General features: G+C 60.5%; 14 protein-coding genes. 12 read left to right on the plus strand and 2 right to left on the minus strand.

Annotation, left to right across the window (positions count from 1 at the left end; all coding sequences use genetic code 11):
- Positions 1 to 115: 115 nt before the first annotated feature.
- Entirely contained in the window at positions 116 to 1,042 is a 927-nt protein-coding gene (locus ACP7A2_RS26595) for a 2-hydroxyacid dehydrogenase (protein ID WP_426136785.1), read from the minus strand.
- Between the two features lie 193 nt (positions 1,043 to 1,235).
- Here ACP7A2_RS26595 and gabT point away from each other — a divergent pair, with 193 nt between their 5' ends.
- The 6 genes from gabT to ACP7A2_RS26625 all read left to right on the plus strand — a co-directional run bounded on the left by gabT (position 1,236) and on the right by ACP7A2_RS26625 (position 7,575).
- Complete coding sequence (gene gabT, locus ACP7A2_RS26600; RefSeq protein ID WP_426136770.1) at positions 1,236 to 2,528, plus strand: 4-aminobutyrate--2-oxoglutarate transaminase; 1,293 nt, start codon at positions 1,236 to 1,238, stop codon at positions 2,526 to 2,528.
- Positions 2,529 to 2,576: 48 nt separating this feature from the next.
- Positions 2,577 to 3,221: a 2-haloalkanoic acid dehalogenase gene (locus ACP7A2_RS26605; RefSeq protein WP_426136771.1), complete on the plus strand. Its 645-nt coding sequence runs from the start codon at positions 2,577 to 2,579 to the stop codon at positions 3,219 to 3,221.
- 45 nt (positions 3,222 to 3,266) lie between these two features.
- Entirely contained in the window at positions 3,267 to 3,755 is a 489-nt protein-coding gene (locus ACP7A2_RS26610; RefSeq protein WP_003174918.1) for an Lrp/AsnC family transcriptional regulator, read from the plus strand.
- Between the two features lie 440 nt (positions 3,756 to 4,195).
- Complete coding sequence (gene rbsK, locus ACP7A2_RS26615; protein WP_426136773.1) at positions 4,196 to 5,116, plus strand: ribokinase; 921 nt, start codon at positions 4,196 to 4,198, stop codon at positions 5,114 to 5,116.
- A 57-nt stretch (positions 5,117 to 5,173) separates the two neighbouring features.
- A complete protein-coding gene (gene fucP, locus ACP7A2_RS26620) occupies positions 5,174 to 6,505 on the plus strand; it encodes an L-fucose:H+ symporter permease (RefSeq protein WP_426136774.1) in 1,332 nt (443 codons plus the stop codon).
- Positions 6,502 to 7,575: an aldose 1-epimerase family protein gene (locus ACP7A2_RS26625; RefSeq protein WP_426136775.1), complete on the plus strand. Its 1,074-nt coding sequence runs from the start codon at positions 6,502 to 6,504 to the stop codon at positions 7,573 to 7,575. Before fucP ends, ACP7A2_RS26625 begins: the two co-directional genes overlap by 4 nt.
- Before the next feature lie 7 nt (positions 7,576 to 7,582).
- On the opposite strand, the gene deoR is transcribed toward ACP7A2_RS26625, so the two are convergent.
- On the minus strand, positions 7,583 to 8,377 hold the full coding sequence (gene deoR / locus ACP7A2_RS26630) for a DNA-binding transcriptional repressor DeoR (protein ID WP_426136776.1): 795 nt from the start codon (positions 8,375 to 8,377) through the stop codon (positions 7,583 to 7,585).
- An 83-nt stretch (positions 8,378 to 8,460) separates the two neighbouring features.
- On the opposite strand from deoR, the gene deoC reads away from it, so the two are divergent.
- The 6 genes from deoC (at position 8,461) to ACP7A2_RS26660 (ending at position 13,382) form a co-directional block, all read left to right on the plus strand.
- Positions 8,461 to 9,144, plus strand: a complete 684-nt coding sequence (gene deoC / locus ACP7A2_RS26635) for a deoxyribose-phosphate aldolase (protein ID WP_426136777.1) — start codon at positions 8,461 to 8,463, stop codon at positions 9,142 to 9,144.
- Positions 9,145 to 9,222: 78 nt separating this feature from the next.
- On the plus strand, positions 9,223 to 9,648 hold the full coding sequence (locus ACP7A2_RS26640) for a hypothetical protein (RefSeq protein WP_426136778.1): 426 nt from the start codon (positions 9,223 to 9,225) through the stop codon (positions 9,646 to 9,648).
- A gap of 331 nt (positions 9,649 to 9,979) precedes the next feature.
- On the plus strand, positions 9,980 to 10,360 hold the full coding sequence (locus ACP7A2_RS26645) for a hypothetical protein (RefSeq protein ID WP_426136780.1): 381 nt from the start codon (positions 9,980 to 9,982) through the stop codon (positions 10,358 to 10,360).
- Positions 10,361 to 10,399: 39 nt separating this feature from the next.
- The gene (locus ACP7A2_RS26650) at positions 10,400 to 11,770 is read left to right on the plus strand and encodes an MATE family efflux transporter (RefSeq protein WP_426136781.1); all 1,371 of its coding nucleotides are present in this window, start codon (positions 10,400 to 10,402) and stop codon (positions 11,768 to 11,770) included.
- Between the two features lie 403 nt (positions 11,771 to 12,173).
- Positions 12,174 to 12,470: a hypothetical protein gene (locus tag ACP7A2_RS26655; RefSeq protein WP_426136783.1), complete on the plus strand. Its 297-nt coding sequence runs from the start codon at positions 12,174 to 12,176 to the stop codon at positions 12,468 to 12,470.
- Between the two features lie 135 nt (positions 12,471 to 12,605).
- On the plus strand, positions 12,606 to 13,382 hold the full coding sequence (locus ACP7A2_RS26660) for an ABC transporter substrate-binding protein (protein WP_426136784.1): 777 nt from the start codon (positions 12,606 to 12,608) through the stop codon (positions 13,380 to 13,382).
- Positions 13,383 to 13,530 lie beyond the last annotated feature (148 nt).

The raw sequence follows: 13,530 nt of genomic DNA on the forward strand, positions 1-13,530 counted from the left end.
GGTGCCGAGTGGTGGGGCGAGGACTTTTTGGTTACTTTTGGGTCCTTCCAAAAGTGACCCGCTGTAAGAGCGGAACCATAAGCAGCCGTTACCGCAGCAACGGATATGTACCCACTCAATACCCAAGCCCCCGATCCACCACCCCCACCATCCGCTCCCCCCGCTCAAACCGCCGAATATTCTCCAACAACCCCGCAAACGCACTCCCCGGCTGAGTCATCGCCGCGATATGCGGCGTCAACACAACCTGCGGATGCCCCCAAAACGGGTGATCCGCACGCGCCGGTTCTTCCTGCAGCACATCCAACACCGCGCCGCTCAATTGCCCACTCGCCAACGCCTCCAGCAAATCCTCCTCCACCAGATGCCCACCCCGGCCCATATTGATCACCGCCGCCCCCCGAGGCAGTTGCGCAAACAACCGCCGATCCAGAATTCCCTGGGTCTGCTCAGTCAACGGCAACACACACAGCAAAATGTCGCACCGGCTCAGAAACGTCGCCAGTTGCGCGTCCCCCGCATAACACGCCACCCCCGCAACCCGGTGCGCACTGCGCGCCCAGCCCGACAAGCCAAACCCCAGCGGCGCCAGGGTCGCCAGAATCTGCTGCGCCTGAGCCCCCAACCCCATCACCCCGATACGCCGACTCACCGCCGGCTGCAACGCATGCGCCTGCCAGCAGCGTGCCATCTGTTGCTGGCGGTAGCGCAGCATGTCCCGGTGCAGGCTGAGCACCGCCCAACTGGCGTACTCACACATGCCACGGGTGATACCCGGATCAAGCAGTCGCACAACGGGCAAGTCTGCCGGTAAACGGCCGAGGTCGAGTTGATCGACCCCGGCCGACAACGCAAACAGCACCTTCAGGTTCGGTAGCAACTGCGCCAGTTCGTCCGGCGCCTGCCAGGCGGCCAGGTACTCGATCTCGTGCGGGTTGCCGATGTCGGGCCAGGCGCGCCAGGCAATATCCGGCGCGTGTTCGGCGAACAGAGCCTGCCAGTGTTGGCCGCGCACCGGATCGGCTTTGTAGAGCAAGGCCATGGGCAATTCCTGTTGGGTAAAGGTAGCGATCATCATCACTCAAACCCGGCGCAGGATCTGTTGAAAGCCGGGGGCAAAACAGTTGATCCGAATTTCTCACGGGACAAGTTCGGCTTAGTTCGTCGCCCACACGCCGTACTCTGAACAGCATCGCAACCACTTCCCGGTTGCCGGACTCACGATGGGAAATGCCATGAATAGCAAAGTCGACGAAACCCCTCATTTGCTCCGTCAGCGCGATCAATTCGTGCCGCGTGGCCTGATCACCGCGCACCCTCTGGTGATTGATCGCGCCCAGGGCGCCGAGTTGTGGGATGTGGATGGCAAGCGTTACCTGGACTTTGTCGGCGGTATTGGCGTGCTCAACATCGGGCATAACCACCCCAAGGTCGTTGCCGCCGTGCAGGCCCAATTGCACAAGGTGTCCCACGCGTGCTTCCAGGTGGTGGCTTATCAGCCTTACCTCGACCTGGCCCAGCGCCTGTGCGAAATGATCGGCGGGGAGGCGCCCCACAAGGCGGCGTTCTTCACCTCCGGTGCCGAGGCGGTGGAAAATGCGGTGAAAATCGCCCGCGCTCACACCAACCGCTCGGCAGTGATCGCCTTTCGTGGCGGGTTTCACGGCCGCACCTTGTTGGGCACCACGCTGACCGGTATGAGCCAACCCTATAAACAGAACTTCGGGCCATTCGCGCCGGAGGTATTTCACACCCCGTACCCGAACGCTTATCGCGGTGTAACCAGTGACATGGCCCTCGCGGCCCTGGATGAATTGCTGGCGACCCAGGTTGCACCGGAGCGGGTGGCCGCCATTCTGATCGAGCCCGTGCAGGGTGACGGTGGTTTCCTCGCGGCGCCGCCCGAGTTTCTGCAAGCACTGCGCGCATTGGCCGACAAGCACGGCATTGTGCTGATTCTTGACGAGATCCAGACGGGGTTTGGCCGCACCGGTACGTGGTTCGGGTTCCAGCACGCCGGCATCCAGCCTGACCTGGTGACCGTGGCCAAAAGCCTGGCGGGCGGCTTGCCGTTGTCCGGCGTGGTCGGCAAGGCGCACATCATGGACGCACCACTGCCCGGTGGCCTGGGCGGCACCTACGGCGGCAACGCGTTGGCGTGTGCAGCGGCACTGGCCGTGATCAGCGCGTTCGAGCAGGAGCAGTTGCTGGCGCGCAGCCAGGCGTTGGGCGAACGCCTGCGTCAGGGCTTGCTCGGTTTGCAGGCGCGCTACCCACGCATCGGCGACGTACGCGGCACCGGCTTTATGTTGGCGATTGAGCTGATCAAGGCGGACCCGGCTCGCACGCCGGATGCCGAGCTCAATCAGCGGGTCATCGACGAAGCCCGCGCGGGTGGTTTGCTGGTCATTAAGTGCGGGGTATATCGCAACGTGCTGCGCTTCCTGGCGCCGTTGGTGACCACCGACGCTCAGGTGGATGAGGCTGTGCAGATTCTCGACGCGGCCTTGGCACGGGTCTTGAACTGAGGCTGTGCCCGTTACGGGCCAATTGCATCAATGGAGGCTTGACCCACCATGGGGCTGACTGATTATCGAGCGTTGCTGATTGATTGCGATGAGGTGCTGGTGGATCGGGATTCGGGGGTGTGGGCGGCGCTGCAACCTCTGCTCGACAGCCGTGGCGGGCAACCCTCCCGAGAGCAAGTGCTGGCCGAGTTCAATGCGGTGGTGGCGACCCTCTACCCGCGCTTCACTGAGCTAGGCTTCAGTGGCTTGCTGTGTTTTGCCCATCGCCAATTGGCAGCGTCCTGGGGAATGCACGCAAGTTGGGAGGAGGGGATGAGTTTTGCCCGTTCAGCGGGCAATTGGTCGTTGTTCGAAGACGCGCCGGGGGCGATGCTGTACCTGCGCAAGTTTTATCGCCTGCTGGTGCGTGGGGACCGCGATGGTGAAGACCGTGGGATCTTGTGCGATCGGCTCGGCATCGTCGCGGACGATTTTATTTCCCTGGCCGAAGACCCACACGGCTATAAGCTTCAGTGGGGTGAACTGCTGCCCGTGCTGCATGTAACGCGACCGTCGGTCGGCGCGCAGGTGGCGCTCGACCGCTGCCTGATCGGCCGCAACCGAACCCGGCAGCCTTCACCGTGCGCCGCCGAGTACTGTATCAACAGCATGGCGGATCTGGTGGCTCAGCATCAGCTGTCTTTACGGCGCTGATTTTGCTAGAAGATTGTCCTAACAATGGCAGTCAAGAGGTACGCAATGGAAGGGCTAGTGAAGCTGGACCGAATCGATATCAGCATTTTGGTAGAGCTGCAAAAGGACGGCCGAATGACCAATGTCAGCCTTGCCGATGCCGTTGGGTTGTCTGCCAGCCCCTGCCTGCAACGGGTCAAGCGGCTGGAGTCGGCCGGCTATATTTCCAGCTATAAGGCGCACCTGAACCTTGCGAAGATCACCGACTCGGTCACGGTGTTCACGGAGATCACCCTCAGCGACCACAAGCGCGAAGACTTTGCCAAGTTCGAATCCAATATCCGCCTCGTCGACGAAGTCCTTGAATGCCACTTGATCAGCGGTGGGTACGATTACCTGGTGCGCTTCATGACCCGCAGCATCCAGCATTACCAGGAAGTGGTCGAAAGCCTGCTGGACAAGAACATCGGCATTTCCAAGTACTTCAGCTACATCGTGATCAAATCCCCCGTCCTCAAGGATGGCGTGCCCCTGCGCAAGCTCTTGCGTCACTGATTCCGGCGCGCTGACTCACACAAAAACCACTCGTTTGAGTGGTTTTTTTGTTTGCGCCCCCTTCACACACCCGCCCTCATTGCCGGCCCTTTCACGGTCTTTGGAAATCTGTCTGAAAGGGCGAACACTATCCCTGTGGCGAGCGGGCTTGTCCCGCGTTGGGCTGCGAAGCAGCCCCAAAAACAGCAGCCTAAGAGTGTCTGACACACCGCACTCCTCCTTTTAGGGTCGCTTCGCAACCCAACGCGGGGCAAGCCCGCTCGCCACAAAGTACTTATAGCCTGTTCTGCCTAAAGACCTTGAAAGGGCTGGCCCTCAGTGCCGGTTTGTATTTTCCAAGCGGCCTCAAAAAAAGATTGAATAATCACATCAAATGTTATTTAAATAACAAAATAACAGCGTCCTGGTGCCTGCCATGACGTGCACAAGGTAAAAAAACCATGAACAAGATCGCCGTCATCGGCAGCAACATGGTCGATTTGATCACCTACATCGACCGCATGCCTCGTCAGGGTGAAACGCTGGAAGCGCCAGGCTTTGCCATGGGCTGCGGCGGCAAGGGCGCCAATCAGGCCGTGGCCGCTGCCAGGCTCGGCACCGAAGTGCTGATGCTGACCAAGGTCGGTGACGATATGTTTGCCGATAACACCCTGGCCAATTTCAAGCGCCATGGCATCGACACCCGCTACGTCACCCGTGTGCCGGGTGTGTCGAGTGGCGTGGCGCCGATTTTCGTGCAGAGCGATTCCCACAACAGCATCCTGATCGTCAAAGGCGCCAACGCGCATTTGCAAGCCGCCGACATCGATGCAGCCGAGGCCTCGCTGCGCGAATGCAGCCTGATCGTGCTGCAACTGGAAATCGAATTGGCGACCGTTTACCACGCCATCGAGTTTGCCAAGCGCCACGGCATCGCGGTGTTGCTCAACCCGGCGCCGGCAGTGGCGGGGCTGAGCCGCGATCACTTGGCGCTGCTGGATTTTTTCATCCCCAATGAAAGCGAGTTGGCGCTGATCACCGGCAAGCCGGTACACGGCCCCGACAGCGCGTTGATCGCCGCGCGTGAACTCTGCGCGCAAGGTATTCGCCACGTCATCGTCACCCTTGGCGAAAACGGCGCGCTGTACGTGGGCGAGGAGGGCGAGTTCCACGTGCCGGGGCGCACGGTGGTCGCGCGCGACACCACCGGTGCGGGCGATGCGTTCATTGGTTGCTTCGCCCACTACTGGAGTCAGGCGGGCGATATGCGTGCGGCCATGACCCGTGCCGTGGCGTATTCCGCCTGCTCGGTCACTGGGTTAGGCACCCAGAGTTCCTACCCCGACGCCGCTACCTTTGCGCAGTTTTTCAACGACGTCTGATCCCACCAACGCAGCCGGCTGTGGGCCGGCGCGTGTTGTTTCCCTCGGAGAATAACAATGACAAAAGTCCCGCTCCAACAGACCCCGGATGGTTTCTACCTCAACCGCACGCCCTGGTTCGCGTTCCTGCTGCTGTGCAGTATTTTTGCGCTGTGGGCAGCGGCGGCGAGCATGAATGACGTGCTGATCGCGCACTTTAAAAAGGCCTTTCTGCTCAGCGATTTTCAGACGGCCTTTGTGCAATCGGCGTTTTACCTGGGCTATTTCTTCGTGGCGATTCCGGCAGCGATGGTCGTGCGCCGCTTCGGCTACAAAGCCACGATCCTGATGGGGTTGTTGCTGTACATGGCCGGCTGCGCGCTGTTCTTTCCGGCGGCGTCGACCGCCACTTACGGCATGTTCCTGATGGCGTTGTTTGTGATTGCGTGCGGGCTGTCCTTTCTGGAAACCGCCTGCAACACCTATTCGACGCTGATGGGCCCGCGTGAAACCGGTACTCGCCGGTTGAACATCTCCCAGACCTTCCACCCGTTCGGCGCGATGGCAGGGGTGTATGTCGGCAGTTTCGTGATGTTCAAGGACACCGACGCCACGCGCGAACAACTCACGCAAATGAGTGCTTCCGAGGCGGCGATTCAACAGTTGGAGATGATCCAGTCAACGCTGTTGCCGTACAAATGGATGATCGCCGTACTGGTGCTGATGTTCATCCTGATCGCCATCACCCAATTCCCGGCGTGCCGGGGCAACGCCAGGGCTGACGTGAAAAAAAGCAGTCTGAGGCAGAGCCTTTCGCGGCTGTCGAAGAACCCGCGTTTCACCTTTGGGGTGCTCGCACAGTTCCTGTATGTGGGCGCACAGGTGGGGGTGTGGAGCTTTACCATTCGCCTGGCCATGCAGATGGGCGGGATGAATGAGCGCAGCGCTTCGTGGTTCCTGCTCACCACGTTTGCCGCGTATTTTGTTGGCAAGATGATTGCCAATCTGTTGATGCGCAAACTGCACCCGGCCCAGGTGCTGGCGATCTACGGTGTGCTGACCATCGTGTTGCTGGCTTACACCATTCTGGTGCCCAACATCAGCGCCGTGTATGCCGCCGTGGGCGTGAGTATTTTCCTCGGGCCGTGCTGGCCGACCATCTACGGCCTGACCATCGACGGCTTGGGCGAGGACACTGGCGTCGGCGGCTCGCTGTTGGTGATGAGTATCGTCGGCGGCGGGGTAATTCCGGTGTTCCAGGGCCTGTTGTCGGATGCCACCCACGGCAACATGCAATTGGCCTATAGCGTGCCGTTGCTGTGCTTTGTGGTGATCGTCGCCTATGCCTGGTCGTGCATGCGCCACAATCGCACCACGCAACGCCAAGCCGGCGTGGCGGTGGCCTCATGAAAACCCTCACCATCGCCCTGTCACCCGAGCAGTTCACGGGCGCCGAAAAGACGCTGCTGGAATCCGCCGATTTTCGCGTGCGGGCCTGGACCTTCCCCAGTGGCGTAAAAGCCCTGGCGCTGGAAAATGCCCGGGGTCGCGTGGTGGCCTTGCCTTATCAGGGCCAGATGATCTGGTCGGCGCAATTTGATGGCTGCGACCTGACCATGCGCAATATGTTCAGCCAGCCCAAGCCCAGCGCCACAGTCATCGGCACCTACGGCTGCTTCATGTTTCACGCGGGGCTGTTGCGCAACGGCTGCCCCGCGCCCGACGACGACCACCCGCTGCACGGCGAAATGCCCTGCGCACCGATGGATTCGGCGTGGCTGGAAGTCGGCGAAGACGCGGCGGGGCCTTACCTGCGGCTGAGCGGCAGGTATGAATACGTTCAAGGCTTTGGTGACCACTACCTGGCGATGCCTTCGGTGACCCTGCGTGTCGGCTCGGGCGTGTTCGACATCGGCATGCAGGTGACCAACCTCGCGGGCAAGGCGATCGAGCTGATGTACATGGCGCACATGAACTACGCCTACGTGCCGGACGCGCGCCTGGTTCAGCCATTGGCCGGGGCGCGGGCGCGGGTTCGGCAAAGCGTTCCCGCCCATGTGCGACCGACTCCCGAGTGGTCGGCGTATATCGCACAGTTGAGCGAAGACCCGTCACGCCTTCACACACTGAACACGCCGGCACTGTATGACCCGGAAATCGTGTGCTTCTTCGAAGACGTGCCTGCGGACGCGGCGGGAGAGGCGCATTTTCTGCTCGATCATCCCGAAGGGGCTGCGTTTTACACGCGCTATCGACCAGAGCAGTTTTCCCATGCGACGCGCTGGATCCTGCACAACGCCGACCAGGCCGTCGCCGCATTTGTATTGCCCGCCACCTGCGAACCCGAAGGCTACCGGGTGGAAAAAGCCAAAGGCACTGTGCGCTCACTGGCGGCCGGGCAAAGCGCGGCGTTCAGCGTCAGCACCGGGTATTTATCGGCTGAGGAGCGCCGCCAGCTTGGCCGCGAATGGGGCGATTAAGGGCGTTTCACACCACACATTGCGCGCCATTTTTGAGGATCAGTTCGCGGTAGTGTTTCGGGATTTTCTTGTCGGAAATCACCACGCTGAACTGTTCCAGGGTGGCGAAATGGGCGGTGCGCACGGCGTCGAATTTGCTGTGGTCCGCCAGCAGCAGGCTGTGTTGGGCCTGGCGCAACACCTTTTGCTTGACCCCCACTTCATTGAAGTTGAAGCAGGTCACGCCAAAGTTCTCGCTGACCCCGGCAGCCGAGATGAACGCCCAGGTCAGGCGCACGCTGTCGAGGATGCTGCTCTCGTCAGCATGGTCGAACACCTGGTTTTTGCGATGGAAGGTGCCGCCGCACAGCACAATGGTGCAATTGGGTTTCTGCTGCAGTTTGAGCAGCACGTTGAGCGAGTTGCACACTGCCGTGAATTCGAGCTCGTCAGCAATGAAGTCGATCACATAAGGCACGGTGGTGCCGCAGTCGAAAAACACCGTGTCGCCGTTCTTGATGAACGCCGCCGCGAGTTTGCCGATTCGGCGTTTTTCTTCAACGTGGCGGGTGCCTTGTTCGGTGACCTTGTAATCGGGCGCGTCGCTGGGGTCATACGCCAGGGTGATATGCCCGCCCAACAGGTGGAAGGTCTGCGGGTGGCGGGTCAAGTCGCGGCGCAAGGTCATTTCAGAAACGTCGAGCAACGCGGCCATCTCGCGCAGGTGGATGGCTTTCTGGTCCTGCAAGGCTTGTTGGATCAGTTTGATGCGTTCTGACTGTTTGCTTTCCACAGGCGTTCCGATTTGTTGTGATTTAAACATTTAGTGTTGGTATATTAACATATTCAGCGTGTGGCCTCTAACGCTTCACACCCCCCCGCGTGTCTTCAACAGGACTCTACTTCATGAGCGTGATCAAACCTGCAGCACTCGCACAGTTTATAGACCATACCTTGCTGGCGGCGGACGCCACGCGTCAACAGATCGCCATGTTGTGCAGCGAAGCCCGGGAATACGGGTTTTATTCCGTCTGCGTGAACTCGGGCCAGGTGCCTTACGCCGCACAGTTGCTCGGCGGGCAACCCGTCAAAGTCTGCGCCGTGGTCGGTTTCCCCCTGGGCGCGGGGCTGAGCGAGAGTAAAGCCTTCGAAGCCCGCCAGGCAATCGCTGCCGGTGCCGGCGAGATCGACATGGTGCTCAATATCGGCGCACTGCGTGAGGGCCTGTTCGATACGGTGCGCGACGACATCGCCGCCGTGCAACAGGCCTGCGGCGCGGTACCGCTCAAGGTGATTCTCGAAACCTGCCTGCTGGACGACGCGCAAAAGACCCGCGCCTGCGAAATTTGCCGCGACCTTGGCGTGGCGTTCGTGAAGACCTCCACCGGCTTTAGCCGCAGTGGCGCCACCCCGGAAGACGTCGCACTAATGCGCGGCGTAGTGGGCCCGCACATGGGCGTCAAGGCGTCGGGCGGGGTGCGTGATTACGCGACAGCGGTGGCCATGATCCAGGCCGGCGCCACTCGCCTGGGCACCAGTTCGGGTGTGAGCATTGTCAGCGGCGCGCCGGCGAGTGCGTCGGGTTACTGACTCAATACAAGGGTATGTTGCAAGACAGGGCCACTCGCGGCATCGGTACAGTTGGTGGATCAGCGTATTGAGGCGCACGTGAATACTGTCGGTGAGGAAATCGAAAACTGGCGGGCGGGGCGGGTCAAGCCGCTGTGTGTGTTTTCAGCGCAGGGGCGCAGTTACACGTTGGGTGACCCTGCGCATATCAGTGCCGTGCAGGTGTCCAGCGCTGCCGAGCGGGGTGTCGATTTGTGTTATCGGTCGACTTACGGCGTGCTGGCGCCGGCCGATAGCCCGCCACAGGCCGTCGCCGAGGGCGCCGAGTTGCTGTCTGGCGTGAGTGCAACCGATGACTGGCAGGCATTTCTGGCCCGCGAACACCTCAATGCCGCTTACCTGGCGTCAGCCCGGTTCGATGAGTATTTAAAAAACGACTTTGACAGGCACGCGACACTGTTGTCAGGTAGGCAGGTACAACTGGAAACCGTCTACGGTTCCCGCCTGTGCCGGTCACATGGATGAACTCGAACGTACAAGGAAAGACTCAGCGATGATCGCCTCCACCCCCCCCGCGGATTGCGTTTCCGTCAGTGTCACCCACGCTGGATGCTATTCGTGATCGGGGCTACCTGATCTGCGGCGTCAACGTGCATCTGGCCGGCTTTGCCCTGCCGGAAAGCCCCCAGCCGCTGGAGCGGTTTTAATGTCGACTACGGGCATGCCATCGCCGCCGCGATTTTTGGTGATGCGAGCCGCGTGCAATTCGTACCGCTGGATGCTGGCGTGCGGTTTCGCGCACTGGTCGAAGGCGAGGTAGATGTACTGGTGCGCAATGCGAGTTGGACGATGACCCGTGAATGTAGCCTGGGCTCGGGAGCCGTTGTCTTCGGCCGTGCGCGAAGGCGATATGCAGTGGGCCAGGGTCGTGCGCTGGGTGCATTTCGCACTGGTTGCCGCCGAGGAATACGGCTTGGACTCAAACACCGTGATCGAGGGCGGCATACCAGGCGCCCGGCTACCGTTGGAAGCCCGGCGGCTGTTGGGCCTCGAAGGCGAACTCGGTGCGCTGCTTGGCTTGAGCAACGACTGGGCGGCGCAGATTATCGCCAGTGTCGGCAATTACGCGCAGATATTTGCGCGCAATTTCGGCGAGGAATCCGACCTGCAAATGCCGCGCGGGCTAAACACACTATGGAGTGAAGGCGGGCTGCTCTATGCGCCGATCTTCAACTAAGAATAATAACGACAGCGACCAGCCCGACAGGAAACAGGAATGACGAGTAATAAGGCAGTGTTCACCGAAGGCTCGCTGTTTCGGCATATGGTGGTCATGACCTGCACCAGTGCCACCAGCCTGTTGTCGATTTTTCTGGTCGACATCCTGACGGTTGTCTACATCGCGATGTTACGCGACGACTCTTTGCTCGCGGCGATTGCGGTCGCCAAGACGCTGATGTTTTTCATCACGTCCATGGTGCTGGGGGTGGCAGTGGCGGCGGGCACCGTAGTGTCCAAACGGTTGGGAGCCGGGGCGCCGGAGCGTGCGCGCCAACTGGCGAGCACCGGGCTGTTGCTGGCGGTGATCGTGGCGGCCGCAGGAGCGCTCATTCAACTGGTTTTTCTTGACGTTGCCGTGCACCTGCTCGGCGCAGAAGGCAGCGCCTTTGCGGCGGCCAGTTCCTACTTGTGGATTACCTTGCCCGCCACTGTGCTGATGGCGGTGGGGCAGCTGTGCGCGCAACTGCTGCGTACCGCCGGGCTCAGTCGGCAGGCCATGTGGATCATGCTGATCGCCACGGCCGCCGTGGCGGTGGCCGACCCGGTGCTGATTTTCCTGTTTGACCTGGGGCTGGACGGTGCCGGCTATGCCTACGTGCTCTCGTGCACGATAACGGCGAGCGCGGGGGGCTATTACGTGCACCGGGTGGCGCGTCTGACGTCACCGCTTGAGGCCAGGCAACTGTGGGCGGACATCGGACATATCTCGCGCATCGCTGTGCCGGCCGTGTTCGGTAACCTGGCGACGCCAGTGGGCATGGCGTACTTGATGGCGACGGTGGCGCAGTTCGGCTCGCAGGCCCTGGCAGGTATCGCCGTGGTTGACCGGGTCATTCAATTCGCCTTCTGCGTGTTTTTTGTGTTGCCCGGTGCCTTGAGCCCGGTGCTGGGGCAAAACCTGGGCGCAATGAACAAGGTACGCGCCGCCCACGCTATCCGCATGAGCTACGGGCTGGTAGTCGTCTACGGAGTGAGTGTCTCGTTGCTGCTGGCTGTGTCGGCCGGCTTGATGGGGCGGCTATTCCATGTGGAGGGCGAGGGCCTGCTGATTCTTGAGGCGTTCTGCCGGTTTGGAGGCGTGCTGTGGACAATCATTGGCCTGCAGTTCATTGCCACCTCGATCTTCATCACCATGGGGCGTTCCATTTACGTCACTGTTTTTGGATGGCTTCGCGCCAGCCTGGGGACCGTGCCGTTTGTGTGGTATGGCGCGCAAACGCTCGGCAGTTCAGGCGCCTTGCTTGGGCAGTTGCTCGGCAATGCGCTGGTGGCGTTGCTGGCGTGCGGGGTGGCGATGGCAGTGATGCGAAACGCGTTGAACGAACTGGATGGGCCTTCACCCGCTGCCGTTCTGGCTCGCCGCTGAGGCCGGCGGTCGGTGGTGACCTGACGGCGCTCATCGACAATTTGATCGAGGCGTAGCGTGATGGATATCCAACAGATCTCCCAGCAATTGAGTCAACACCACTATACCGCGCACCGAGCACTCGCCAGCGAGTGGCAGGCGCTGACCGCTGGATTGCGCAGCTCACCGGCGCTGGCGGCGATGTTGTTGATCAGCCTGCTCGATACCCTCGGCAGCGCGGCCCACAACGTCGGCTTTCCAGTGCTGTCGCAGTACATCTCGCCGGACACGACGAACATCGTAATGGGCTATCTGCTGGCGGTGTGGGCGTGTGGCAAATTCGCGGGGGGCGCCTGGCCAGCGTGCTGCTCAAAGGTCGCGCCGCGCAAAGCCTGGGCGACTGTTCCTGGTCGGCGTCGCGCTGATGTCCAGCGCGTTTATTCTCACGTTCCAGCAAACCGAGCTGTGGCTTGCACTGGTGTCACGCGCCCAGAGCGAGCCCGATCACGTGCGCCTGCCGCTGTTCAGCTTACTGACCTTGGTTCAGATGACCGGCTTTGGCGTCGGGATGCTGCTGGTGGGGCCGTTCTACATCGTTTGGCCCCCCGCCCAAGTGATTGTGCTGTTCCATGGGCTGCCGCTGAGCACGCTGATGGTCATCGGGGTTTGGCTGTATCGGACTCGGCATCGTGTCCCGACAAAAACAACTCAGCTGCAATGAGCATGGCTGATGCGCAGAAGTGGGGTAGATTGACGATAAATACATAAAAGTCCAATATGGAATTATAAGTATTATTAGACGTTTCACCTTTTTCCTCATGCTTGCCAAACCAACAACAACTGCGAGACCACAACCATGAAGACACGCGCGCTTATCACCGGCCTGGCCCTGGGCCTGCTCGCTTGCGGCCCGGTGCTGGCCGCCGAGAAAACCCTGCGCATCGGCATTGAGGCGGCGTATCCGCCTTTCGCATCCAAGACTCAGGACGGCAAGATTGTCGGGTTTGACTACGACATCGGCAACGCGTTGTGCGCGCAGATGAAGGTCAAGTGTGTGTGGGTGGAAGGTGAGTTTGATGGCCTGATTCCTTCGCTCAAGGTAAAGAAAATCGACATGGCGTTGTCGTCGATGACCATCAATGAAGACCGCAAGAAGTCGGTGGATTTTACGCACAAGTATTACTTCACCTCCTCGCGTCTGGTGATGAAGGACGGTGCGGTGGTGGATGATCAGTACGCCAGTCTCAAGGGCAAGACGGTGGGTGTGCAGCGGGCCACGACGACTGATCGGTATGCAACCGAGGTGTTTGAGCCCAAGGGGATTAACGTCAAGCGTTACGGTAATAACGAAGAGATTTATATGGATTTGGCGGCGGGGCGGCTGGATGCGATTTTTGCCGACACGATTCCGTTGAGTGACTTCCTGGCGATGCCGCGCGGGAAGGGGTATGCGTTTGTTGGGCCGGAGCTTAAAGACCCCAAATACGTGGGCGAGGGCGCCGGGATTGCGGTGCGCAAGGGGAATACTGCGTTGGTCGGGGAGTTGAATGCGGCGATTGATGGCATTCGGGCGAGTGGGGAGTATCAGGAGATTTCGCAGCGGTATTTCAAGGCTGATATTTATGGGGAGTGATGGGGTTTAGGGGGGGCTGATCAGTTGGGGAGTTGGTGTGCATATCCGTTGCTGCGGTGATGGCTGATATCGGTTCCGCTCTTACAGCGGCTCACTTTTGGAAAGACCCAAAAGTAAGCAAAAGGTCTTCGCCCCACCACTCGGTGCC

The organism is Pseudomonas sp. PWP3-1b2 (assembly GCF_049896045.1).
GTDB lineage: Bacteria > Pseudomonadota > Gammaproteobacteria > Pseudomonadales > Pseudomonadaceae > Aquipseudomonas > Aquipseudomonas antarctica_B.